Source organism: Gemmatimonadota bacterium, assembly GCA_040388625.1.
Classification (GTDB): Bacteria; Gemmatimonadota; Gemmatimonadetes; order Gemmatimonadales; family Gemmatimonadaceae; genus Fen-1247.
The window spans coordinates 285517-310055 of sequence record JAZKBK010000002.1; the positions used below are offsets into that span (position 1 = coordinate 285517).

The 24539-nt window shown below is 58.4% G+C and carries 23 protein-coding genes; 17 read left to right on the plus strand and 6 right to left on the minus strand.

What is annotated here, in order from left to right; all coding sequences use genetic code 11:
- The first annotated feature begins 13 nt into the window (after positions 1-13).
- Positions 14-799 carry a dienelactone hydrolase family protein gene (locus tag V4529_04980; GenBank protein MES2357678.1) on the plus strand — a complete coding sequence of 262 codons (786 nt, stop codon included), beginning with the start codon at positions 14-16 and terminating at the stop codon, positions 797-799.
- Entirely contained in the window at positions 799-1350 is a 552-nt protein-coding gene (locus V4529_04985; protein ID MES2357679.1) for a hypothetical protein, read from the plus strand. The genes V4529_04980 and V4529_04985 overlap by 1 nt, the downstream gene beginning before the upstream one ends.
- Positions 1351-1526: 176 nt before the next feature.
- Here the strand turns inward: V4529_04985 and V4529_04990 are convergent, their stop codons facing one another.
- Together V4529_04990 and V4529_04995 are read right to left on the minus strand one after the other, a co-directional pair.
- Positions 1527-2804 carry an iron transporter gene (locus V4529_04990; GenBank protein ID MES2357680.1) on the minus strand — a complete coding sequence of 426 codons (1278 nt, stop codon included), beginning with the start codon at positions 2802-2804 and terminating at the stop codon, positions 1527-1529.
- A gap of 7 nt (positions 2805-2811) precedes the next feature.
- Positions 2812-3096 (minus strand): hypothetical protein, encoded by a 285-nt coding sequence (locus tag V4529_04995; GenBank protein ID MES2357681.1) that lies wholly within the window; start codon positions 3094-3096, stop codon positions 2812-2814.
- Between the two features lie 49 nt (positions 3097-3145).
- On the opposite strand from V4529_04995, the gene mnmG reads away from it, so the two are divergent.
- The 11 genes from mnmG to V4529_05050 all read left to right on the plus strand — a co-directional run bounded on the left by mnmG (position 3146) and on the right by V4529_05050 (position 14553).
- The gene (gene mnmG / locus V4529_05000; protein ID MES2357682.1) at positions 3146-5068 is read left to right on the plus strand and encodes a tRNA uridine-5-carboxymethylaminomethyl(34) synthesis enzyme MnmG; all 1923 of its coding nucleotides are present in this window, start codon (positions 3146-3148) and stop codon (positions 5066-5068) included.
- 81 nt (positions 5069-5149) lie between these two features.
- Positions 5150-5518: a hypothetical protein gene (locus V4529_05005; protein ID MES2357683.1), complete on the plus strand. Its 369-nt coding sequence runs from the start codon at positions 5150-5152 to the stop codon at positions 5516-5518.
- A gap of 234 nt (positions 5519-5752) precedes the next feature.
- Positions 5753-6658 (plus strand): ion channel, encoded by a 906-nt coding sequence (locus V4529_05010; GenBank protein MES2357684.1) that lies wholly within the window; start codon positions 5753-5755, stop codon positions 6656-6658.
- Positions 6659-6767: 109 nt separating this feature from the next.
- Positions 6768-7487 (plus strand): SIMPL domain-containing protein, encoded by a 720-nt coding sequence (locus V4529_05015; GenBank protein ID MES2357685.1) that lies wholly within the window; start codon positions 6768-6770, stop codon positions 7485-7487.
- 219 nt (positions 7488-7706) lie between these two features.
- The gene (locus V4529_05020) at positions 7707-8507 is read left to right on the plus strand and encodes an AAA family ATPase (GenBank protein ID MES2357686.1); all 801 of its coding nucleotides are present in this window, start codon (positions 7707-7709) and stop codon (positions 8505-8507) included.
- Between the two features lie 122 nt (positions 8508-8629).
- The gene (locus V4529_05025; protein ID MES2357687.1) at positions 8630-9442 is read left to right on the plus strand and encodes a ParB/RepB/Spo0J family partition protein; all 813 of its coding nucleotides are present in this window, start codon (positions 8630-8632) and stop codon (positions 9440-9442) included.
- Between the two features lie 118 nt (positions 9443-9560).
- Positions 9561-10514 carry a BMP family protein gene (locus V4529_05030; protein ID MES2357688.1) on the plus strand — a complete coding sequence of 318 codons (954 nt, stop codon included), beginning with the start codon at positions 9561-9563 and terminating at the stop codon, positions 10512-10514.
- Positions 10511-11284 (plus strand): Nif3-like dinuclear metal center hexameric protein, encoded by a 774-nt coding sequence (locus V4529_05035; protein MES2357689.1) that lies wholly within the window; start codon positions 10511-10513, stop codon positions 11282-11284. Before V4529_05030 ends, V4529_05035 begins: the two co-directional genes overlap by 4 nt.
- A gap of 4 nt (positions 11285-11288) precedes the next feature.
- On the plus strand, positions 11289-12737 hold the full coding sequence (locus V4529_05040; protein ID MES2357690.1) for an ABC transporter ATP-binding protein: 1449 nt from the start codon (positions 11289-11291) through the stop codon (positions 12735-12737).
- Positions 12734-13636: an ABC transporter permease gene (locus V4529_05045; protein ID MES2357691.1), complete on the plus strand. Its 903-nt coding sequence runs from the start codon at positions 12734-12736 to the stop codon at positions 13634-13636. The genes V4529_05040 and V4529_05045 overlap by 4 nt, the downstream gene beginning before the upstream one ends.
- Entirely contained in the window at positions 13633-14553 is a 921-nt protein-coding gene (locus V4529_05050) for an ABC transporter permease (GenBank protein MES2357692.1), read from the plus strand. Before V4529_05045 ends, V4529_05050 begins: the two co-directional genes overlap by 4 nt.
- Positions 14554-14560: 7 nt before the next feature.
- Here the strand turns inward: V4529_05050 and V4529_05055 are convergent, their stop codons facing one another.
- A complete protein-coding gene (locus tag V4529_05055) occupies positions 14561-15217 on the minus strand; it encodes an acyloxyacyl hydrolase (GenBank protein MES2357693.1) in 657 nt (218 codons plus the stop codon).
- Between the two features lie 143 nt (positions 15218-15360).
- Between V4529_05055 and V4529_05060 the strand changes: the two genes are divergently transcribed.
- Both V4529_05060 and V4529_05065 read left to right on the plus strand, forming a co-directional pair.
- A complete protein-coding gene (locus V4529_05060; protein ID MES2357694.1) occupies positions 15361-16812 on the plus strand; it encodes an MFS transporter in 1452 nt (483 codons plus the stop codon).
- 21 nt (positions 16813-16833) lie between these two features.
- Complete coding sequence (locus V4529_05065) at positions 16834-17763, plus strand: 1-acyl-sn-glycerol-3-phosphate acyltransferase (GenBank protein MES2357695.1); 930 nt, start codon at positions 16834-16836, stop codon at positions 17761-17763.
- Between the two features lie 23 nt (positions 17764-17786).
- Here V4529_05065 and polA read toward each other — a convergent pair whose 3' ends face one another.
- Together polA and V4529_05075 are read right to left on the minus strand one after the other, a co-directional pair.
- On the minus strand, positions 17787-20597 hold the full coding sequence (polA, locus tag V4529_05070) for a DNA polymerase I (protein MES2357696.1): 2811 nt from the start codon (positions 20595-20597) through the stop codon (positions 17787-17789).
- Positions 20598-22016: a GWxTD domain-containing protein gene (locus V4529_05075; protein ID MES2357697.1), complete on the minus strand. Its 1419-nt coding sequence runs from the start codon at positions 22014-22016 to the stop codon at positions 20598-20600.
- Between the two features lie 106 nt (positions 22017-22122).
- Between V4529_05075 and V4529_05080 the strand changes: the two genes are divergently transcribed.
- Positions 22123-23040 carry a serine/threonine-protein kinase gene (locus tag V4529_05080; GenBank protein MES2357698.1) on the plus strand — a complete coding sequence of 306 codons (918 nt, stop codon included), beginning with the start codon at positions 22123-22125 and terminating at the stop codon, positions 23038-23040.
- Here the strand turns inward: V4529_05080 and V4529_05085 are convergent.
- On the minus strand, positions 23002-23919 hold the full coding sequence (locus V4529_05085) for a HAMP domain-containing sensor histidine kinase (GenBank protein ID MES2357699.1): 918 nt from the start codon (positions 23917-23919) through the stop codon (positions 23002-23004). The two genes, V4529_05080 and V4529_05085, sit on opposite strands and share 39 nt — an antisense overlap.
- Positions 23920-23967: 48 nt before the next feature.
- Here V4529_05085 and pyrE point away from each other — a divergent pair, with 48 nt between their 5' ends.
- Positions 23968-24525, plus strand: coding sequence for an orotate phosphoribosyltransferase (pyrE, locus tag V4529_05090; protein MES2357700.1), 558 nt, complete (start codon positions 23968-23970; stop codon positions 24523-24525).
- The last annotated feature ends 14 nt before the right edge of the window (positions 24526-24539 follow it).

The following is a 24539-nucleotide window of genomic DNA, read 5'->3' on the forward strand; positions in this document are numbered from 1 at the left end:
GCATGATATGTCCATGCACGCATCGGCAAACGCGGCTGACGATACCACGCTTCCGCCGGACGCAGAGCATTCACTTGCGCGCCTCGACGCATCGCCGCGACACGGTCAGTGGGTAATGCTCAAGACGTCGACGGGCGATTCGCTCCACGCCTGGATTGTCTATCCGGAACGTGCAACCAAGGCGCCCGTTGTCGTCGTCATCCACGAGATATTCGGCATGAGCACATGGATTCGCGCAGTCACGGATCAGCTCGCCAAGGAAGGCTACATCGCGATCGCCCCGGATCTCATACCCGGTGGAAAGATTCCCGCAGGCGCCGATACACTCACGAATCAGGAAGGCGTGGCCGCTGTCTCCAAACTCAACCCGGCCAACGTGCAGGCCGGTATTACCGCCGCGGCGAACTACGCGATGGGACTTCCATCGGCACTGCACAAATACGGAGTCGTGGGCTTCTGCTGGGGCGGCACCGCTTCATTCGCACACGCCGTCGTCTCACCATCCCTCGGCGCATCCGTCGTGTACTACGGAACCTCGCCGAGCGCAGCGGATCTGATGTCTGTCAGGGCGCCCGTGCTCGGGTTGTACGGCGGCAGTGATGCGCGGGTTGTTGCAACGATGCCCCCCGCCGACTCGGCGATGAAGGCGATGCACAAGACTTACGAGCCGCACATCTTCGAAGGCGCGGGCCATGGCTTCCTCAGAGCGCAGATGGGCAACAATGGCGCGAACATGACCGCAACACAGAAGGCATGGCCCGCAACAATCGCGTGGTTCCGAAAGTATCTTGGTTCATGATGTCGCTGCGCGAAACTGAGATTGTCTTTTACGCCGTCGTCTTCGGCGCCGGGTTGTTCATCGGCGTTTATGCAATGCTGCACGGCACGGTCCGCAAGGGACACGAGCCAGGCGCGATAAGATTTCCGATGGCCGGTTTCAACACGCCGGTCATCGGTGCAGCGCTTGGAGCATTCGGAGCAGTTGGTTACTTGGCAACGAAATATTCGCAATATGATACTATTATCATATTGATCGCTGCTCTCGTAGCCGGAGCCGCCGGCTGGTCAGGCATGACGGTCCTCATGGCCAAGTGGGCACTACGCGGATCGCTCAATGACCCGCACGAGGAAATCGAGGAGCTGCAGGGAACCGTCGCGACCGTTACGCAACCCATTACGCCGACCGAACTCGGCGAAATTTCGTTCTCGTTCCGCGGATCGCCGACACGCGCCCCAGCACGCAGCATCGCCGGCGACGCAGTCGCCACAGGGACCGAAGTCGTCATCGACAAGATCGAGAACGGTATCGCCGACGTCGAACGGTGGTCCATCGTGGAACAGCGCCTGTAGGGCGCGGATTCTTCCGCGCCTGGCCCATTTACGCGTTATCGAAATCAGCGATCACCGGACGTATCCGCGCCTGGCCCCTTAACGCGTTATCGGATTTGGATCAACGCCGCGTCGATGCGTCGCGCACCGCACCTGTCCCTATACGCGCGATCGGAATCCGATCAGCACATCGTGCGTTACCGCGCCCCCGCAACATCGAACCGAACGTTACGCACCGTCACGTCAACAGCCTTGTTGAACTTCCTGAGCGCCGTGCTCCCAAATCTCCGAAACGCAGGAGCGTCCGCACGTATGCGCACTGTGTATCGCCCGTTTCCGGGAACCGGCACGTTCAAGCCGTAATGATTCATCCACGGATGCCACGTAAACGGCATCAGGTACGTGTCGATCTCTCGCCTGCGTGAATCCAGAATTGTAGCGCGCACCTTCAACCCGGGTATGAACCGCCCCGTGGTTGCATCACGTATGCTCACGTCGAGATGAGCAACCGGTCCAATGTTACCGTTCGGGCTGTCATAGCTCAGCTGTCCATTCCGAGCCTCCCATGTTCCGCGCGCAGCCTGTACCACCACAGCTACCTTGTAATCACCTGAGCGCACCTGGGATCCGCTAACGTCGGCACTGCGCAACATTTCTGAAAGCGGCCGATCGATCACATCACCTTCCTCACGTGCAAGACTCACTGTCTGGCGTGACTCGCCGCGCGCCAGACGCTCCGATGCCACCGCAAGTGAATCCGGCGAAACGACGACGTGCGTGAATCTCGTCATCACCTTCCCGATGAACCGATCACCGTTGACCTGATCGTGCCTGCCATACGTCGGCATCGAGATGTACACGCGCAACGTGAATGGACTCGACGGAAGAACGAGGTTCTCCCCATACCGATTGAGAATCGGATGCCACTCGAATGGAAGCAGGGCACTCCGTTCGTCGCCGGAATCCTCGTCGTGCAGCACCGCACGAACTTCCAGCCCCTGAACCATCCGTCCGTCCGCTGCGTCTCGTACCACTACCGCAACGTGCGCCGATCCCGGCACGACTGTCGTATGATGCGCTGGCAGATTCGGCTGAGCAGCTTCGAGATCGTAGTAGTCGTCGGCCGGCGTTATCAGGTAGGTGGTGAGGTATTCGCCAGCCGCCATATCACCGCTTGCTGCCGCTTCCTCGCCTTTGACCCAATCCACTTCGCGACCCAGTGCCTTGCCCTCATCCAGCGCGCGATCGAGTTGCGAGGACGTTGCATCTTCGCTTTCCCGAAGCGATGGCATCACAGGCGGAGTCGGGATTTCTACCGGAACGACGCGCGCAGCCACTTTGGCTGGCTCCGATTTCGGAAAGGGCGCAGCGACCTGAGTACGCGCAGCGCAGCCTGCACACACGGCAACGACAATCACGCCGACGATTGATACGTACCCACGCGTTGGCATCGCGGCGCGTGGCCAGCGTGTCACTATCAGGTCAAGCAGATGTTACGAATACGCCAATCCATTCAGGCCAGTTTCCACTGAGCTCGAAGAAGTCGTCGAAGTAGCGAAGTCCGATCGTTTCCAGCTGAATCACCAGATCGCTCAACATGTCGTCTGATGGCAGCGGGCCGATCGCTATCAATCCTCCTTCGACCATGAATTCTTCATCGGTCAGATTGAAGCGCACATCGATGGCGTGGCGCTCGAGCCCCACGCGCTCGAACGCTTCGCGCCGGATGAAGACCGTAGGACGGTCACGAGTAACGGAGATCGGCATGGTCCAAAGTTAGTGGTGTGCCCTACATTTATAACGGGACGCCACCACCATGCAAAGTTTTGAATCCTCGTTTGACGTAATCGTCATAGGCGCCGGCCACGCGGGCACCGAAGCGGCCGTTGCCGCTGCGCGGCTCGGTGCATCCGTCGCCCTCATCACCAGCGCGCTCGAAACTATAGGGCAGATGTCCTGCAATCCGGCCATCGGCGGGGTTGCCAAGGGCACCGTGGTCCGTGAAGTGGACGCACTCGGCGGAATCATGGGCCGAGCCACCGATCTGGCCTCATTGCAGTTCCGGATGCTCAATCGGAGCAAGGGACCGGCAGTATGGTCTCCCCGCGCGCAGTGCGATCGCGGCCTCTACCGTAGGGCAGCACGCAGCCTCATCGAGGAACAGCCCAACCTTCAGACCATCCAGGGTACTGTCGCCCGGCTCATCATGGATGAGGCCGGTGCAACCGTACGCGGTGCGGAGACGCTCGAAGGCAGGAAGTTCGGCGCGCGCTGCGTCGTGATTACCGCCGGTACGTTTCTGAGAGGGCGCATCCACATCGGTACGGAAATGAGCCTTTCCGGCGGTAGAGCCGGTGAGTCCGCCACTACCCATCTCGCCGAACAGCTCGAGCGTGCTGGACTTACGGTGGAAAGGTTCAAGACTGGCACGCCGCCCCGCATTGATGGACGGTCTGTCGATTTCTCGCAGCTCCAGGTCCAGGAAAGCGAAATCAATCAGTTTGATTACTCCTGGTCGCATTTCTGGCCTGTACCACGGTCGACCGCCGCCGGTACTCGTCATCCCGCTCAGCTCCCGTGCTGGATCACCTACCTCGGCGCGCCCGGCAAGCAGATAATCGCTGACAACATTGGCAAGTCGGCCATGTACGGCGGTGCGATTTCCGCCCGAGGCCCACGCTACTGTCCATCCGTCGAGGACAAGATCCTCAGATTTCCGGACGCCGAGCGTCACCAGATATTCCTCGAGCCGGAAGGTCACGACACGAGCGAGCTCTATGTCAACGGGCTTTCGACCTCACTTCCTGCCGACGTGCAGGTCGAGATCCTCCATAGCATCCCCGGGCTCGAGCGCGCCCGCATGAACCGCGCGGGCTATGCGATCGAATACGATTACTATCCTCCCACGCAGCTCGACCCGTCGCTGCAGGTCAAGGCCATTGACGGCTTGTACTTCGCCGGCCAGATCAACGGCACAACGGGCTACGAGGAAGCCGCCGGCCAGGGAGTAGTTGCCGGCCTGAACGCCGGCCTCGCTTGCACAGGTCGAAACCCGATCATGCTTGGCCGACACACGTCGTACATCGGAGTCCTGATCGACGATCTCGTGACGCGTGGCGTGGACGAGCCGTACCGCCTGTTCACCTCCCGTTCCGAGTTTCGCCTTACCGTGCGACAGGACAATGCGATCGAGCGTCTCGCACCCATTGCTCTCGAGTTGGGCCTGTATGACGAGCGGGAGCGTCAGGTCGTCGAGCGCCGTTTCGCAGCTGATCGCGAGACGCGCAGACTGGCTGAAGAAACCAGCATTCGTCCCGATCAGGCTGCGCCGATCCTGTCCGATATCGATAGCAACGCACTGGTGCACTCCGTGAAAATCACCGAAGTCGCACGGCGTCAGAACGTTTCCCTTGCTTCCCTGTTCGCCGCCGTCGGCGTTGGACAGGACCTCGATCCCGCAGCAGTCCTCTCGACAGAGCTCGAAATCAAGTACGCCGGCTACTTCGACCGCGAGCGTATTCAGGCAGATAAGATCAAGCGGATGGGTGAGTTCTCCCTCCCGGGAGATCTCGATTATGCTCGAATGGCCTCACTCACTCTCGAAGCGCGCCACAAGCTGACCGCAATTCGACCTCGTTCCCTGGCTCAGGTCTCCCGTATTCCCGGAGTCAGCCCCAACGACATCCAGAACCTCGTCATAGAAGTCGAGCGACATCACAAGCGGGGCGCTACCAGCTAGCCACCTGGATCGGCCGTCGTACCGCTTGTTCCTTTCGATTCTGGAACGTCGTATTTTCTTTCGTCTCCTTTCGAAGGAAGCGTGCGTTTGGTCGAAATATCGATCGCCGATGGCATGGCCGTCTTCGATGTCCAGGGCATGGATAAGTTCTGGGCACTCAGGAGCCAGATCCGAATCCCGCTCGTACACATTACCGGTGTAACGATAGATCCCGAAGCAGCACGCGGATGGTGGCATGGCCTTCGTATGCCCGGCACCCAGATTCCAGGCGTCATTACTGCCGGCACATTCTATCAGCATGGCAGACGCGTCTTCTATGATGTGCACGATACGGACAACACAATAGTCATAGCGCTGAACCACGAGAAGTTCGATCAGCTGGTCGTTGAAGTTGCAGATCCGGAAGTCGAAGTGAGGAAACTTTCTGCCGCATTGAAGTCCGCATCGTAACTGTCAGCCTGGCTGCAATCAGTCATCGACGCGGAGTTGGCGCGCAAATGATTCCGATGGCCGCTCCATTCGGAAGTGCGGCTCTCACGGTTGGTGGCATGAAGGTTACAGTTAGCGAGTAGCAATTCACGACACGTTCGCTGAGGGTTTCGTCGCATCGCTGATCCAGTATCCCCTGTAAACAAGCCAGTTACAGACCCGGACGCCGCTCGTAATCTGGGCTTCGGAAATCGCATCGCGGTAGATAGTCGCGTAAGGCTACTAAATCGCGACGGCACGTTCAATGTAGAACTCGCAGGAACCAAGGGCAGGCACATATTCGCTCCATACCACGCCTTGCTGGGCATGGGATGGGGACGCTTCCTGCTCATCATCGCGACGTTCTACGTCGTTGTGAATGCTGTGTTCGGACTCGGCTATCTCGCGTGCGGCCGCAACGCACTGGCTGGTGCTGGTTTCGCTGGGCACTCCACGCTGTTCAGTGACTACTTCCGTGCCTACTTCTTCAGCGTCGAGACATTCGGTACCATCGGCTACGGTAATATCGCGCCGGTCGGGATGCCGGCGAATATTCTGCTTAGTATCGAGTCGTTCATTGGATTGCTGAGTGCAGCACTCGCGACAGGTCTGGTGTTCGCGCGATTCTCCCGACCGAGTGCTGCAATCATGTATAGCAGGCACGCGCTGATCGCACCGTACCGTGGTATCAGAGCGTTCATGTTCCGTTGCGCAAACGAACGCAGCAATCAATTGATCGAAGTGTCGGTACAAATCATGTACAGCAGGATCGCCGTGCGGCCGAACGGTGAGCGTGTGCGAGAGTTCACATCGCTGCCGCTCGAATTCGACAAGGTCACGTTCTTCGCGCTGAGCTGGACCGTCGTGCACCCGATCGATGAATCCAGTCCGTTGTTCCACTGCACTGCTGAAACACTGGTAGCAAACGAAGCAGAATTCCTCGTCCTGCTCTCGGGAAACGATGAAACGTTTTCGCAAACCGTGCACTCCCGAACGTCGTACAAGGCGAACGAGATTATCTGGAACGCGCGATTCCGTTCGATGTTCATCGAGTCCACCACGAGGGGTACCACGGGAATGGATCTCGCGCGCATCCACGATTACGAGCCGGTAACGCCCTGACGTTCGAGCTCCTCCTTCCGCCGAGGCAGCCGGCACAATAGCTGCCGCATCGGTGTTCCAACACCAGGGGCGAACCCAACGTCCTTTCTACAAATTTCCTGGAGCCTTGATGCTACTCGATAAAGTCCTCGTACTATCCGTCTTCTCGGGAACGTTGCTCTCAGCTCAGAGCGCACCCATGACCCACGACCCGATTCCGACGATCGCGAGCTCTGCGACTGCAGACGCCAAGTTCACTCCGGATCGTGCGACTATCAGCATCGCCGTTCAGACCAAGGCAACGACCGCGGCGGAGGCAGCGACAGACAATGCCAGGAAGCAGAATGCCGTTTTATCTGCCTTACGTGGGTTAGGATTAACTAACGAACAGCTCTCGACAACGGGCTATAGCGTGAACCCGGAGTATCGCTACGACCCCAATCGGGCGCCGACACTCACCGGCTACACGGTGACAAACACCGTGCTCGCAGACATACATGACCTCAAGCAAATTGGTAAAGTGCTCGATACCGCGCTGGCGAACGGCTCCAACATCATCTCCTCACTCGACTTCTACGCTAGCAATACCGACGCTGCCCGTCAAAAGGCGCTTGCGGATGCGGTAGTGAAAGCGCGCGCTGACGCCGAAGTTGCCGCCAAGGCCGCTGGTGGATCCCTTGGTCCACTCATGCACCTGAGTGTTGGCGGCGGTGGATCCTATCCTCCTCCTCCAAGACCAATGTTCGCCGCGAAGACGGTGGCTCAGTCCGCAGAAACCCAGATCAATCCAGGGCAGCAGACCATCACCGTCAGTGTCTCGGCGGACTGGCGCTTTACCCCAAACCCGTAACTAGTTTTTTCACGTTCCACGGTTTGGCTTTTTTCACGTTCCACAGAGAGGGCAGCTGACGCTGCCCTCTCTTGTGTTTCCAGTCCTGAACATCCCACCTTCCCGCGGCTGAACCCTCATACCTCGCGCCAAGTCGTGGATCGCGAGGGAGATCATGCAACACGCATCAGACGGCCTTAGATTCCTCGACCTCTCCCTCCGCCAGGTACATTCCGTCAATTGTCCAGAGTCATAGCTGTCGCCAATCAAAAAGGCGGCGTCGGAAAGACGACGACCGCAGTGAACCTCGCAGCCTCTCTCGCGGCTGCCGAACAGCGTACGCTCCTGGTAGATGGAGATCCACAGGGCAATGCCACCAGCGGTATCGGAATAGAGCCCAGCGACATCGGCAAGACGGTTTACGAAGTGCTTCTGGGTGAGGCAACCGTCGCAGAAGCCCGCAAGGTGGGTGAGCACTTCCGCCTCCTCGACGTCGTCCCAGCGACACCAGATCTCGCAGGCGCCGAAATCGAGCTGGTCGATCAGCCACACCGGGAACAGCGAATGCGAGAGGCGCTGAAACTGGTCAGAGATGACTACGATTTCATCCTCATCGATTGCCCCCCGTCACTCGGACTCATCACCATCAACATGCTGGCAGCGGCAGATGCCCTGATTATCCCGCTACAGTGCGAGTACTACGCGCTCGAAGGCCTCTCTCAGCTCCTCAACACCGTTCACCGGGTCCAGCAAGGTGTCAATCCATCACTCGGCATCGATGGGGTTCTCCTCACCATGTACGATGCTCGGCTCAACCTCAGTCGCCAGGTTGCAAGCGATGCACGTGAATATTTCGGCTCACAGGTCTTCGAAACGGTAATTCCGCGGAATGTCAGGCTCGCCGAAGCACCCAGCTTCGGAAAGCCGATTATCCTCTACGACGTAGCATCAGTTGGTGCGCAAGCGTACATGGGCGTTGCGAGAGAACTCATCCAACGAGAAGCACTGGCAACCAACGGCAATGGGGAACCGGCCCAATGAGCGCAGACAAAACTCCTTCGCCTCGCCGCCTTGGAAGAGGACTCGACGCCCTGCTCGGCGAGCGAACGACCCAAAGGCCAAGATCATCTTCAACGGCACCTGCTGAAGAATCAGATACAAAGGTGGCGGAGCCAGTCAGTGCACTTCGTGAAATCACGATCGTCGACATCCGACCGAACCACTACCAGCCGAGAAAGGAATTCAGCCCGGAAGAGCTGAAAGAGTTGGCTGATAGCATTCGGACGGCGGGCTTGCTGCAACCGATAGCGGTGCGAAACACAAAGGACGGATATGAGCTCGTCGCCGGCGAGCGTCGCCTCCGCGCAGTCAAATCACTCGGATGGACCACAGTACCAGCAATAGTCCGGGACTACGACGACCGTACAATGCTGACTCTCGCGCTGATAGAGAATTTGCAGCGCGCAGATCTCAACCCGATAGAAGAAGCCGAAGGCTACGCCCGTCTCGCAAGCGAGTTCGACCTTACCCAGAACGAGATCGCGGATCTGGTTGGAAAGGATCGCTCCACCGTCGCGAATCTCCAGCGAGTTCTTCAGCTGCCGGCAGCCGTACGCAAGATGCTCGAGACGGGTGCGTTGAGCCTCGGCCACGCGCGACCACTCCTGGCACTCGAAGATGCCGCGCTGGCCACGAAGCTCGCCACAGAGGCCGTCGAGCATGGCCTCTCGGTCCGCGCAATCGAAGAGCGCGTGAGACAGGACGCACCACGTCATGACAAGCCACACCGCGGCAGGCCACGTAAGGAAGACACCCGTCCGCCTGAAGTAAGACATGTCGAAGATCTCCTGCGAAAGCGTTTTCAAACTGATGTTTCACTCTTTCGAAAGAAGCGCGACAAGGGTGAGCTCAGAATCCAGTTCTATTCCACTGAAGATCTGAATCGCCTCCTGGAAGCCATGGGAGCAATCGAGTGACCGATGAATTCCCGAATATTCACACAGTTATCAACAATTGTCATAACTCGTTGTCATGAAAAGACTTAGCACTCTTACATGTCAACCTGTATCAAGGTTATCCACAGTTATCCACAGCTTGTTCGCAATCGCGATCGTGGCTTGCGGAGGCGCCAGAGAGCAGGCGAAGCCAGCATCCAATGCATTCAAGGTCGCACTCGTGACGACAGGATCGATCTCGGATCAGGGCTGGAACGCTGGCGCCTATCAGGGCCTCCTGGCAATCAAGGACTCGCTCGGCGCGCATATCTCGAACGTCCAGACGCAGACGCCGGCGGAGATAGACGAGAACTTTCGGCAGTACGGCGCGCAGGGATACAACCTCGTTTTCGGACACGGCTTCGAGTATCAGGATCCAGCGATCCGCGTCGCGCCGTCGTTCCCCAAAACGGTATTCGTGACTACCTCAGGGGTGAAAACAGCACCGAACGTCGGCGGTGTCTATTTCACCTTTTCGGACGGTGCATATCTGGCCGGCATTGTCGCAGGCGCGGCCTCTCGCAGTGGCGTCATTGGAGCGATCGGCGGGACACAGCTACCCCCAGTCGTTGCTGCATTCAAGGCATTCGAAGCGGGTGCAAAGTCTGTCAATCCGAATGTGAAGCTGCTCACCGCCTACGTTGGGAATTGGGATGACGCAAGCGCAGCCCGGGAGCAGGCGCTCGCACAGATCGCCCGCGGCGCGGACGTGATATTCCAGGATGCAGATGCGGCCGGACTTGGCGTTTTCCAGGCAGCGCGTCAATCCCGGACTGTCCGTATAATCGGATCCAACTCCGACCAGAACGGAGTTGCACCGGAAGTCACGCTCGGAAGCGTCGTGATCGATCTTCCAAGAGCAATGATGATCATCGCACGCGACGTGAAGAGTGGCGCGTTCAAGGGTCACGTTTACCGACTGGGCGAAAATGACGGCGTCGTTCGCTGGGTGCCCAATCCCAGGCTTGCACCCGAGATCTTGCCGGCAACGGTTGCCAGGTTGGACTCGGCTCGGAAGCTGATCGACGCGAAAACACTAAAGGTGCCGGAATGACGACAACCGCTCTCGTCGTCAGATATCTGGACGACTTGCTGGAAACCGACTCTGTGCCGGATTACCCGAACGCCTTGAATGGCCTCCAACTGGCGAACAGCGGTTCCGTAAGTCGAGTGGCGGCTGCAGTGGATTTTTCATTACGCACAATCACGGCTGCAGCACAGGCTGACGCGAACCTGCTGATAGTGCATCACGGAATGTTCTGGGGCGGACTGCAGCCGATACGCGGAAAGTACTTCGATCGAATCCGAGCGCTCCTGGCGCGAGACATCGCAGTCTATTCGTCTCATCTGCCGCTCGACCGACATGCGCTGTATGGCAATAACGCGCTGCTTGCCGCCGAGCTTGGGCTGGAGCCATCTGCCGAGTTCGCTCGCTTCAGGACGATATCGATCGGTGTATCGGGTGAGAGTGATGTCGCAACGACAGAGCTTGCAGCACGTGCGGATGCCTTCGTTCGATCGCACGGTGGCTCGGCACGAACGACACCCATCGACTCGGGACGCAGAACGCACGCGTGGGCAATCTGCACGGGTGCCGGTGCGAGTACCGAAACCCTGAACGAAGCGCGCGATCGCGGCATCGACACACTGATAGTCGGTGAGGGATCACACCACACCGCGGTGGACGCGGACGAGAGTGGGATCACTGTCATCTACGCGGGCCATTATGCTACAGAGACGCTCGGTGTACGCGCGCTTGCAGCCCACGTTTCGGACCGTTTCGGTGTGCCATGGACATTTATAGAGGCACCAACGGGTCTCTGATCAGGTGAGCGGCGTCGCACTCGAGCTGGCGTCGATCACCAAGCGCTTCGGCCGGTTGACAGCACTGGATGGTGCATCGTTGCAAGCACGGCGTGGAACTGTCCATGCATTGCTCGGCGAGAACGGCGCTGGCAAGACGACACTCATGCGCATCGCATTCGGGATGCTGCGGCCGGACTCGGGCAGCATTGCGGTTGACGGCACCGATCGATCATTTGCATCGCCTGCCGATGCGATAGCTGCCGGAATCGGGATGGTACATCAGCACTTCACGCTGGTACCGGCCATGACAGTCGCCGAAAATATTGCACTGGGCGGCCGAGGCACTTTTCGTCCCACGCAAATTCGCGACGCGATCCTGGCGCTGTCTGCGCGCACAGGACTCGCGGTCGATCCGTCGGCGCGGATCGAAGATCTTCCTGCCGGAGCACAACAGCGGGTCGAAATCCTCAAGGCATTGTCCCGCGATACGAGAATACTCATACTGGATGAGCCTACGGCAGTGTTGACTCCAACCGAGTCGAGGGAGCTGCTTCACAAGGCGCGCGAGCTCGTAAGCGATGGCGGGACTGCGATCCTTATAACACACAAGCTTCGCGATGCACTGGAATTTGCGGACGATATCACAGTGCTGAGACGCGGCTCGACCGTATGGAGCGGACACGCGTCCGAAGCAACTGAAGAGACTCTTGTTGCCGCCATGTTGGGTGGAGAGCGGACCAGCACCGAGATACAACCGGTTACCGCAATCGCAACAGATCGTAACGCCACTGTCCTCTCGCTGGAGAACGTTTCTGTTCGCGACGACGGTGGCGTGGAGCGGCTCAGATCCGTCACGCTTTCCGTTCATGCAGGAGAAATAGTTGGGATCGCGGCGGTGGAAGGAAATGGGCAGCGCGAACTGCTACGCGTCCTTGCCGGACGAATGCGTGTCACTAGCGGCGACGTGGGGATCCCACCGGTAGTTGGCTTCATTCCGGAAGACCGGCATCGCGATGCGTTGATCCAGGATTTTTCGTTGCGTGACAATGTTGCTCTGCTCGGTGCAAGTACCCGCCACGGAGTGATGAGCTGGGCTGCCATCGGGAGGCGAACTCGCGAGCTCATTCGAGATTACGATGTACGGGCTCCTGACGAGCTGACGCGAGCTCGCTCGCTTTCGGGTGGCAATCAACAGAAATTGGTCGTTGGACGGGAGATCGAGGGATCGCAGACCGCACTGGTTGCGGAGAACCCGTCTCGTGGACTCGACGTACAGGCAACTGCAGCGGTACACGCACGCATTCTCGCGGCGCGTGATGCCGGCATGGCGGTCGTGATCTACTCATCGGATCTGGATGAGGTTCTCGCACTCGCCGAGCGCGTAGTTGTCGTGCACGCGGGGAAGGTGACGGAACCGCCTCGTGAATACGAGTCGATCGGTAGAGCGATGCTCGGGCTGCCCGTATCATGACGGAGACAATGGCATTCGTCGTCGACATGCTGGTGCATGCTACGCCGCTGGTGATAACAGGCCTCGCAGTTGCGCTCGCCTTCCGCGCCGGAGTATGGAACATCGGCGCAGATGGTCAGTTCATCGCTGGTGCGACGGCGGCTGCGTGGGTCGGCGTTTCCGCACCGGCCGGGATCGGGTGGCTTGCACTGATAATCGCTCTGATTGCGGGCGTGGTTGCCGGTGCCATCTGGGCCGCCATCGCGGCGTGGTTGAGATCGCGCTTTGGCGTCCTTGAAGTGATCAGTACGATAATGCTGAATTTCATCGCTACATACGGCGCCTCGTTCCTGGTACGCGGTCCGTTGCAGGAACCAACGCACGTCTATCCGCAGACCAGTGGCATCGTGAGCGGCGCGCACATGCCAATCCTTCTGGACGGGACGAGGTTGCACTGGGGGTTTGTCATTGCAGTAGCACTTGCAGTGATAGCGTGGTGGGTGATGAAGTACTCCGCAACGGGCTTCAGAGTGAGAGCGAGTGGTGTCAATCCTTTTGCAGCTCGAAGCGCCGGCCTCATAGATGTCTCCAGAGTGACCGCGTTTGCTTTCGTCGCGAGTGGAGCAATTGCAGGAATGGCTGGAGCGATCGAGGTATCGGGCGTAACGTTTGCCCTGTACGAAAACATCTCGCCCGGGTATGGCTACACGGCGATCGCAGTCGCGCTTCTGGCCGGACTCAATCCACTCGGGGTGATCGGCACCGGGATTCTATTTGGCGCACTCGAGACTGCCGCCGGTGCCATGCAGCGTAACATCGGGATTCCATCTACCACAGCGTCGGTAATCGAGGCCATCGTGATTCTGGCAGTCATCGCAATTGCGCAACTTCGGGCCGACAGAGTGACAACAAGCGCATGATCGACGGGACCTCTGCATTCCTCGAGGGCGTCGTGCGGACCGCCACTCCACTCGCATTCGCCGCGCTTGGCGAGACCGTTACGGAGCGGAGCGGCATAATAAATATCGGGTTGGAGGGAAGCATCATCGCCGGCGCGTTGGGTGCTGTCGTTGGTGCGGGATACGGTGGAGTCTGGGCCGGCTTTGCGTTCGCAGCTGTGTGCGGTTGCGCGGTCGCTGCAATTTTCGCCTTGTTTGCGGTCACGCTGCGTGCGGATCAGATCATATCGGGCACGGCTGTCACTTTGCTCGCGTTGGGTGGAACGGGAACACTGTACCGCATCCTGTACGGAAGCGCCGGTGCCGCTCTAAATACGCCTACACTCGATCCGATGCCGATACCGTTGCTGTCCCGGACTCCGGTAGTTGGCCGCGCGTTATTTGTGCAGCCGTCAATCACGTACGTCCTTTACGTGCTTGTTCCGGTGGTTATGTGGTGGACATACCGGACGCATGCAGGGCTCGGCCTGCGCGCGATTGGTGAAAATCCAGCGGCGGCAATAGCTGCTGGTATCCGCGCGAAAAAAGTGCAATTCCTTGCTGTGCTGTTTGGCGGGTTGCTCGGAGGCATAAGTGGTGGCACGCTCGTACTTGCACAGGCTGGCACCTTCGTCGAAGGCATGTCTGCTGGACGCGGCTTCATCGCCATAGCGATAGTTGTTCTCGGACGATGGAACCCGCTCGGCGCTGCACTTGCGGCGCTCCTGTTCGGGGCTGCGAGCGCGTTGCAATTTTTCTTTCAGGCAACCGGGAGTAACCTGCCGTATCAGCTATTTCTCGCCTTTCCGTACGTCCTTACTCTGGTCGCGCTGGCCGCTACGCACGGAAGAACCAACTCGCCGGCGGCGCTTGGAAGACAGGACTTCGAACAGAGTTAGAGCAGAGCTAAGGCCTGAAGCCGATGTACAACATCCGCGTATCCATTCCCGGGTTGACGCGCCCGGTGCCACCGTTCGATATATGCTGCAATCTGAATCCAAAGGTGGCCGTTCCGAAGCTGGAGTGGAGATACATGCCGGTGTGGCCATCCGCGAGGAAGTTGAACCGGGTTTCAGCGGGATCCGGAATTCGGCGATCGAAGAACGCGGCTCCGCCACCCCCACCAATGACGATACCAGTCCTGTCTGACAGATGCAGCGTGGCTTCAGCGGCGATCGGAATCAGGCCAGCTCCGAACGCCGTCTTCTTGTAGGGCAGGAGCCCAACCCCGCCTCCATTGTAAAACACCGTTTCGTATTCCCTGTTTGCCGTCGCGATTACCGCTGGAACCAGAGTTGGAGTGAAGCTGACTTCGCCGAACCGCCACCGACCGATTAAACGCGCCGCGCTAACGCCGGCTACATAGAGCGCACGGTCTTCCATGTGACCTTCGCGCGTCTTGATAGGCTCATGAGTCCCACCAGCGAACCATGCCCCATAGGACCAGTGATGGTCCGCGGGACGGGCAATCAAACTCGAGTCAACCGGTGGGGCCAGCACCTCGGCTGCCGGCCCTCTCGCGGCCTGTGCACCAGACCGCGCCGACATAATGGCTAACGTCACCAGCATGCAGGCGACAGAAGATTTTACATGCCGGGCTACGACATTTGACGAGCCGATCAGATGCAAGAGCTCACCTCCCCCCGCTTGCCAGAACCAGTCCACACTGAAAGCGCCATCCACCTGGGAGCCTTAATTTGAGGCCGATGACAGCCATAGTACATGACCCGTCGGGAACAGAAGAGCCAGGTACAGCTCTCGTACTGAATCAGGCTCCTGCAAGGGAGCGTTGGAGCTGGGCGTTATACGAGTTCGCAAATACCATCTTCTCGATGAACATCGCGACTCTGTACTTCGCCGTGTGGTTGGTATCTGATCTTCACGGCTCGAATGCCGACGTAGCCGTCGGAAATGGGATCGCTTCCGTTCTGGTGATGCTATCCATACCTGTCCTCGGCGCGATTTCCGACGTAACGCGGCGACGTAAGCCCTGGGTGGTCGGATTCACTCTGGTCGCCGTGCTCGCGACGGTCGCCATCGGCGCCGTGGGCCAATACCTGATACCTCGCGTTGGGGATTCAGTGCTGAACCCGGCCGGTGCTACCGGATTTGTAATATCCGGACTTCCGTTGGTTTTCGTAATCGCCGCATTCGTCGTCGCGAACTACGCCTATCAGGGCGCGCTTCCATTCTACAATGCGATGCTGCCCGAGCTGGCCCCACCAAACAAGTGGGGACGTCTCTCCGGACTCGGCGCGATTCTCGGATATACGGGGTCCATCCTCGGCGTGCTCATGATCAAGCCATTCTTCGACGGGTCGCTCCCGGTACTTGGACAGCTCCCAGGTACGTTCATGCACGCCCTGCGGACGGTGTTTCCGCTCGCCAGATCGGGCGGCCGTGTTGCGACATTCGCACCAACGGCGCTGCTTTATCTCGTCTTCAGTATTCCGCTGTTCGTATTCTGTCGGGATCACTTTCCGGTACGCACCCGCCAGACCATACCGTGGCGACAGGCATTCCACGATGTGGCAAATACGATTCGGGAATCACGCAAGTATCCCGGTGTTCTCAGGTTTATCATCGCCTCGTTCGTATATCAGGACGCAATGGGAACGATCATCAGCTTCATGGCGTTGTACGCCGTGGTGGCGATGGGATTCAAGAGTGGAAGTGAGACGACACTATTTGTCGTGCTGACGATTCCCGCCGTCTTCGGGGCGTGGCTGTGGGGAAGGCTCACCGATTTCATCGGACCAAAGAATACACTCATGACCGTGCTCTGCGCCTGGGTCGTACTTCTCGTTGCGATGATTGCCGCGCCGTCACGTCAGGCGTTCTGGATAGTTGGTGCAATGATCGGCTTTATCTATGGCGGAGTGAACGTGGCCGAGCGTCCGATGCTGCTGCGGTTGATCCCTGACGAAGAGGCGGGGCGGTTTTTCGGACTGATGGTACTCTCGGCACGAGCGGCCGCCATTGTTGGGCCATTGGTGTGGGCGCTGGCTGTTGACGGACTCATGCCGAGCTTCGGCAAGGGCATTGCATACCGCGCCGGAGTTGCAACTGTAGCCATCGCGATGTGTATTGCGCTACTTATCATGCGTGGTGTCCCGGACAACTTTCCAGGAACGCAGACGCCGTCCGGCTCGTTATAACCGAGTGGAATGATTCAACGATTGGCACGCTGGCTCAGCGGAATCGGCTTGCACTGGTTCTACAGCGACATACGCATCACTGGATTGGACCGTATCCCGTTGCACGGTCCGATTCTGGTGGCGATGAATCACCAGAGCGCGCTGGTCGATGCAATGCTGGCGCTTGATGTCGTTCCACGCGAAGTACGCATCACCGCGAAGGCCACACTGGGCGACAGCCTCGCCGGCGCAGTCTTGATGAAGGTAGCTCACATCGTGCCGCTCAGCCGCGCATCCGATAGAGCTGTTGCGCATGATCCGCTTCGCAATCGTCGCTCTTTCGAGGCAATCATAGAAGAGTTGTGCGCGGGCGGAGCAGTGCTTCTGTTTCCAGAAGGAACGAGCCATAATGATCCGGACCTTGCGCCGCTAAGGACGGGCCTCGCACGCGTCGCACTGCGAGCACGTGAGGCCAACGTGCACGACATTCGGATAGTCCCTATCGGAACCACGTTTGCCGACAAGGCTGAGCCGAATACAGTCGTGTCCGTACAGATTGGCGAGCCAATACTGATGGATGACTGGCCCGATGACGATGTGCATCGGCTCACACAGGACGTCGCGAGCAGGCTTCGGACCGTTTCATTTACCGGAGATGTACGAGCACTGAACGAACCCGTGGAGGCGCGCCGGAATATCCTGATACGTACCGCAGCCTGGTGGGGACGAGTGATGCACGAAATCCCACTCCGCATCGCGCGCCGCCAGGCGATCAGGCTCAGCGGCGACGTCGGTGAGGTTGCGATGTACACGATGACCCTCGGCCTCGCAGCAACCCTGGTGTCCTACCTGATCGAAGTCCCGATTATCTGGGCGCTACTCGGCAGAGTCGTTGGGCTCGTGTTTCTCGCATCACTCGTTTCCGGTGCATACTGCGCTGCGTACACGGAACGCTTCCCGAAACGGTCCTGAGGTCGAGCGATGATTGCTCGACCTCACAGCTTGGTATCGAGCCAGTTGTCGCCAACTCCAACGTCCACGACCAGAGGTACTGAAAGCTCGGCGGCGTGCTCCATCTGGTAGACAACTACCTCGCGCACATCATCAAGCTCCGATGGCTTGACATCGAAGACAAGCTCATCGTGAACCTGTAGCAGCATCCGGCTTTCAAAGCCCCGTTCGCGAAATGACTCATCCACACGAATCATCGCGATCTTGATCAGATCGGCGGCCGAACCTTGGATTGGCGAATTTGCCGCGGTACGTTCGCCAAAGGCGCGCATGTTGAAGTTGCGCTCTCGCAACTCGGGGATATACCTGCGACGATTGAAGATCGTCTGCACGTACCCGTGCTCACGCGCGAACTCCACCATCGAGTCGAGGTATCGCTTGACACCTTCGAACCGCTCGAAGTACTTCGCTATGAAATCCCGCGCTTCAGCATGGGTAATACCGAGCTGTCTGGAGAGCGCATGCGGCCCTTGACCGTAAATCGTTGCGAAGTTGATGGTTTTTGCACGACCGCGCATTTCAGGCGTAACCGACTCCAGCGGTACGTCGAAGATGATCGACGCGGTCTGCCTGTGAATATCACCACCAGCATTGAATGCCTCGACAAAATTGCTGTCGCGTGACAGATGTGCGAGTAACCGCAATTCGATCTGCGAGTAATCGGCAGCGAGCAACGTCCACCCGGCACGCGGCACGAAACCACGCCGGATGTCCCTGCCAAGCTCCCTGCGAATCGGAATGTTCTGAAGATTCGGATCACTCGAAGACAGCCTGCCGGTGCTCGCCACGGTCTGATTGAACGATGTATGAACCCTTCCGTCTTTCGGATTTGCTGACCGCGGCAGGGTGTCCAGATACGTGCTCTCCAGTTTGGCGAGCTCCCGGTATTCCATCAACAACGATGGGAGACGGTGCCCCTCCTCGGCGAGTTCCTGCAAGACGCTCGCGTCGGTGGAAGGACCCGTCGATGTCTTCTTCAGCACCGGAAGCTTCAGTCTATTGAACAGGATCTCACGCAACTGCACGTTGGATCCAATGTTGAACTCCTCACCTGCTTCCTTGTAGATCTGCAGCTGTACCAGTTCGCGTTCACGTTGAAAGCGTTCCTTCAGTGTCGCAAATCGTTGGGAATCGATTGCGATGCCGTTCCATTCCATCTCGGCGAGAACGCTGATGAGCGGCATCTCCACTTCCTTGAAAAGAGGAGTGAGCTCGTGGGCGTCTAGTTGTGGCTCGAAATGCGCGCGCATCCGCAGCGTCATGTCCACGTCTTCGCACGAATAATCCCGAGCGATGTCCAGAGACACCCGGTCGAAGGTGATCTCCGATTTTCCCTTGCCACACACGTCGACATATGACGTCATCGTGTGATCCAGGAACTCGAGCGCCAGCATGTCGAGGGAATGCGACCGACGGCCTGGGTCCAGAACGTAACTCGCGATCATCGTGTCGAACTCGGCACCACGAAGAGTGACGCCCTCACTACGCAGGACCAGCATGTCATACTTTGCGTTCTGAAGCGTCTTTGAAACGGACTCGTCTTCCAGCAGATCCCGGAGTGGCTTCATCGCATCCGACATGAGTGCCGGAAGGTTCTTCACGTTCGATGCCGGTTTGATCGCTGTCCCGAGCAGCTCTCCTTGATGACTGGTACCGTCCGTATGCGCGAAGGGAAAGTAGTATGCCTCGCCCGGCGCCACCGCGATGGATATCGAAACGAGATGCGATCTGAGTGGATCGACCTTCGATGGCGATCCTGGATCGATGGTCGTTTCCGTGTCGACCGCGATCGTCCGCGCTTTGCGTGCCTTACGTACGACTCGCTCGACTTCCACCAGAGTTTCTACTGTACTGTACTTTGCCGACTGGGTGACCTTTGGCGTTTCGACAGCGCCAGCGGCTTCCTTGGCGAACGTATGAAACTCCAGCTCGACATAGAGTTGTGCCAGAGCTGCGTTGTCCGGCGCGCCGACCCTCAATGCGTCGAGATCAAATTCGACCGGAAGATCGTCGCGGATTGTGACGAGCTCCTTCGAGAGGCGCGCGTTCTCTGCATGTTCGAGAAGAGCCTCGCGCGGTCGCTTCTTCGTGATTTCGGAGGCATGTGCGAGAATTTCCTCGAGGTGACCATAGGTGCCCACCAATTCACATGCAGTCTTGTCACCGATTCCTTTCACACCCGGCACGTTGTCCGACGAATCACCAACAAGAGACAGATAATCTGTGACGAAACTGGGTGGTACACCAAGCCGCTCGGCGCCATTCTCCACACCAACCCAGTGTTCTTCGACACTCGCTGGACCACCACGCCCGGGATTCAATAACCACACCCCTGGACGCACTAGCTGCTGAAAATCCTTGTCTCCCGATATGACGACAACGTTGACGCCGGCGTCCACGGATTTCCTTACCAACGTTCCGATTACGTCGTCAGCTTCGTAACCCTCCAGCGACAGAATCGGAATTCCGTACGCTGAGAGGAGCGAGCTGACTCGCTCCATACCGCGATCGAAGTCCGACTGCAGCTCCTCGGTCAGCTTCTCGCGCGTAGCCTTGTAGGCAGGGTACCGTTCGTGACGGAATGACAGACCCGAATCATGCACCCATCCCAGATATTCCGGGCGGTGTGTATTCAACAGCCTCTGGAGAAAGTTTGCAATTCCCCACGCGGCAGACGTGTTCTCCCCACGGCTCGTGGTGAGAGGACGCGATATCAAGGCAAAGAAGGCGCGGTAGATCAGCGCATAGCCATCGACCAGAAACAGTCTTGGTGATTGTGGTAGCTCTACGTCCATTTATCTGTTCGTCATGCGGGTGAGTAATGATTGGAACACCGCCATGCTCGGTCGTGTGAGACGCCACTGGCGGGTGTCGTTGGGATCGTAGAATATGATCCGTGTCTGATACTGGCTGTACTCCCACACGAGAATCCGCACGCGCGTCGACAGCTGATTCACCACCCCGATATCTCCCATATACATCGACCCGTAATCCTCGTACGAGTTCGTCGGTGCACCAAGGCTCACGAACACCATGCCGCGATCCGACAGCCACCCACGTGGCGTATCGGTGATGAAAATCGCATTGGCATCGCGAATCCTGCCGAAATAATCGTCCAGCGCTTCGTTCTGTGGCGTCGACGGATTTGGATCGGTCGCGTGCAGAAACGCGGTCCATCGCGCACCGCGTTCCTCTGGCTTTGCGTCGTACAGCGGTTTCAGTTTGTCCGGAGTGCTGAAAAAACGCAGATACCCCAACATGTCCTTGAATGACAACACTGGAAGATCGGGACCGAAGCCGACGAACATCCGCGTACCGATGGTGTCGGGCGATCCAGGCAGCGTTGCGATGATGGTCCCGATGCCCACATCGGCATGAACGAGCGGAACAGTTACAATGCCCGATGCAAGGCCAGCACTTTGCGCTGAAAGTGACCTGCTTCCTTGCCAGGCGACCTTGCCGTCCGGAGTACGAACCTGCATGGAGACCGGACCGGCTGTGCCATATGACTCCAGGTAGACCGCCACGGAGTCATCGACACCGAACAGGTAAGACGCGCGTGGGGCGGGAAGATACGATGGCACCGAGTCCAGGTTCTGCCGTGACTTTGCCTCGTATACCGGCTCGAGGGTGGATAGTGCCGGAGACGACAGTTTCGGAACAGTGATTGACTGGCGTTGGCCCGCACTACGTTGGCCGCTTCCATCTCGTACCGCATAGGTCACCGAATAACTGCCGGGAACCACACGGAATGCTCTACGATATATCACGCTCTCGTCCGTCCGGGACGTTTCCCTGAACGTCGGCACACGCACCGACTCGCTGTCCCGAGACTGGGCTACCATGCCAGCACTGTTTTCCAGTGTGAGATCCACAGCATAGCTGGCTGAGTAGCCATCCGGATCCTTCCTGAAGGACAGGCCCTTGTTCGGCAGCGACATTCCAACGACAACAAGCGTAGTGTCAGGCGACTTGGTGGCGAAGTAGGCAACGTCACCGACAAAGAAGATCGGCGGACCCGATGCGGCGAGTCCCATCCTGCCATAGATGGTAGCAAATACCCCCGTATCCCCAGCCGTCGAGGCACGGTTCGGGTCGTAGCTCTGCAGGGGATCTCTACCCCCGGACCCAGGACCAGCAGCGTTACCCGAGGCGCACGCCGCTAGAAATACCACCGCGCCAAGTCTGAGCCATCTGAGCGACATCACTGTCATGCACTGGTCCATGGGTGTGAGGGCAGCGAAGGCATCGCACGATCATTACGTATTATATAGCGTCCTGCCCCTGTCCCCGCCGCCCAATTCGCATTAGGTTCGCCGAGTGCCACGAGAAAATCTGGTCGGAACGACGATCGCCGGGTACGCGATCGACCGAGAGGTCGGTGAAGGCGGTACGTCCGCCGTTTACGAAGCGCATCACTCCGAGCATGGGCGCGTAGCGCTCAAAGTGCTGCGAGAGCGTCTGCGGCAGGATCCTACTGCTGTCGCGCGGTTCATCCGTGAAGCGAAGTTCGGTGCTCGCGTAGAACATGGCAACGTCGTTCGCACGATCGAAACAGGCGAAGCCGAAGGCGGAATCCCATTCCTCGCCATCGAATGGGCTGCCGGGGAATTGCTGGAAAGATACGCCAAAACAAAAGGCCATCTCGATCCAGCCGAGGCGTCGGTAATCACTGTTCAGATTGCCGCTGCCGTCGATGCCGCGCATTGCCAGAACATAGTCCATCGCGATCTGAAGCCTGACAATGTCATGTACGACCCGCAAACCCGTACAGTCAAGCTGCTCGACTTCGGAATCGCGACTGACACGAATACACCAGCCGACGAGCGTCTGACGCGGGCCGGCTTCTTCGTGGGAACGCTGATGTATGTGGCCCCCGAAGCGTTGTCTGGTGAATTGGTCACACCAGCCGCAGATCAGTATTCCCTGGCCACCATCGCGTACTTTCTGCTCACAGGCTGCCACCCCTATACGGCCAAGCAGCCACGGGAAATGTTCACGCAGCTCCTCACCATGCCGCCAATTCCACTCAGCCAGGCAAATGAAGATCTGCAGTTCCGCCCGGAAGTCGAGGAAGTCGTAATGCGCGGTCTCTCCCGACAACCCAAGGACCGCTATCCGAGCGTCATGGAGTTCGCCGTCGAGCTGGAACGGACACTTGCACTGCCGGTTGAAGAGAAGGGAAAACTATCCAGGCTACTACGCCGCTTCTCCAGGCAACCAGACCGTAAACGTTGAGCCCTTCCCAAGCTCGCTCTCTACCGTAACGTCACCGCCCAGCAACCGTGCGAGGCGACGTGATATCGGCAAACCAAGCCCGGTTCCGCGATTCATCGAATCACCACGCGGTCCAGCGTTGATCTGCTCAAACTCTTCGAATATTCGCGCCTGATCGTTCTTCCCGATTCCAATTCCGGTATCCGACACCAGAATTGCAACCCATGGACGCCCGACGGTAAGAGATGCGTCCTGAACCGATTTGACAGTTGCTGGAATGGATGCGTCGGAAGCCGGAATCATTCGGGTACGCACACTTATTGTGCCCTTATGTGTGTACTTCACGGCATTTCCCAACAGATTCAGGATGATCTGCCGTAGATGAGTCGGGTCGGTCCGAACCCGCGGAAGTACCGAGCTCAGTGCGAGAGATAGATAGAGACTCTTCTCCGACACCAGTGGTTCGACCTCGCTTGCAACATCAAGAATGAATGGCCGCAGGTCGATTGGCTCGGAATGAACTTCCAGTCGTCCTGCAGCGATTTTGGCAAGATCGAGTATCTGATCGACCAGATGTCGGAGATGGCTGGCAGATGCCTCGATTCGCTGGACTGGTCCGGCTTGCTTCGGTGTCAATTCCCCATACACACCTTCACGCAGCAGGTCCACAAACCCCACTATCGCGTTCAGCGGTGTGCGCAATTCGTGGGATACGTTTGCGAGAAACTCACTTTTCATCTTGTTGACACGAATCAACTCGGTCGACAGATGCTCGAGCTCTCTGGAGCGCTCCTGAAGCCTGTGCGCCTGGGTACGAAAACGACGAACAACAAGGACAAAAACGATTGCCCCAATACCGACGAGCACCCAGCCCAGGCCTGCCGGAATATTATCTAACACTGATCAAGCACTGAAGAATCCGAGAGGAGTTCTGTATATTCTTCGCGCATGACGAAGCATGATGAACTGGTAGAGCTCCTCGCCACGCGATCTGCACGCCTTGGAGAATTTACACTCGCATCCGGCGCGCGCTCCAATCTCTACATAGATGCTCGAATGACTGCCATGAGCCCGGAGGGCCTTGCACTCATCGGCCCCTTGGGATTCGACGAGATCACCAGCGCTGGCTGGACACCGGATTCCGTCGGTGGCCTTACACTGGGCGCTGATCCCGTCTCGTACGCCATTGCATATGCGAGCGCCCTGGCTGGCAAGCCAATTCGCGCATTCACAGTGCGGAAGGAAGCCAAGACACACGGGACCGGCAAGCTGATCGAAGGTCCATTCCTGCAATCCGATCGTGTAGTCGTAATCGAGGACGTCATCACAACCGGTGGCTCGGCGCTCAAGGCAATAGAAGCCGTCAGGAACGCCGGAGCCACGGTCATCGGCGTGTTGTCACTCGTAGACCGCGAGGAGGGCGGCCGCGAACGTATAGAGGCCGCTGGCTACCACGTTCGATCCCTTGCCAAGGCAGCCGAAATTATCACAAGAATGCGCAGCTGACGATCCTCGGCTGG

Coding starts and splice junctions, on each gene's coding strand:
- polA (MES2357696.1), bottom strand. CDS start 20,597: ATGGACGTAGAGCTACCACAATCACCAAGACTGTTTCTGGTCGATGGC.
- V4529_05075 (MES2357697.1), bottom strand. CDS start 22,016: ATGACAGTGATGTCGCTCAGATGGCTCAGACTTGGCGCGGTGGTATTT.
- V4529_05050 (MES2357692.1), top strand. CDS start 13,633: ATGATCGACGGGACCTCTGCATTCCTCGAGGGCGTCGTGCGGACCGCC.
- V4529_05045 (MES2357691.1), top strand. CDS start 12,734: ATGACGGAGACAATGGCATTCGTCGTCGACATGCTGGTGCATGCTACG.
- mnmG (MES2357682.1), top strand. CDS start 3,146: ATGCAAAGTTTTGAATCCTCGTTTGACGTAATCGTCATAGGCGCCGGC.
- V4529_05015 (MES2357685.1), top strand. CDS start 6,768: ATGCTACTCGATAAAGTCCTCGTACTATCCGTCTTCTCGGGAACGTTG.
- V4529_04980 (MES2357678.1), top strand. CDS start 14: ATGCACGCATCGGCAAACGCGGCTGACGATACCACGCTTCCGCCGGAC.
- V4529_04985 (MES2357679.1), top strand. CDS start 799: ATGTCGCTGCGCGAAACTGAGATTGTCTTTTACGCCGTCGTCTTCGGC.
- V4529_04995 (MES2357681.1), bottom strand. CDS start 3,096: ATGCCGATCTCCGTTACTCGTGACCGTCCTACGGTCTTCATCCGGCGC.
- V4529_05060 (MES2357694.1), top strand. CDS start 15,361: ATGACAGCCATAGTACATGACCCGTCGGGAACAGAAGAGCCAGGTACA.
- pyrE (MES2357700.1), top strand. CDS start 23,968: ATGACGAAGCATGATGAACTGGTAGAGCTCCTCGCCACGCGATCTGCA.
- V4529_05035 (MES2357689.1), top strand. CDS start 10,511: ATGACGACAACCGCTCTCGTCGTCAGATATCTGGACGACTTGCTGGAA.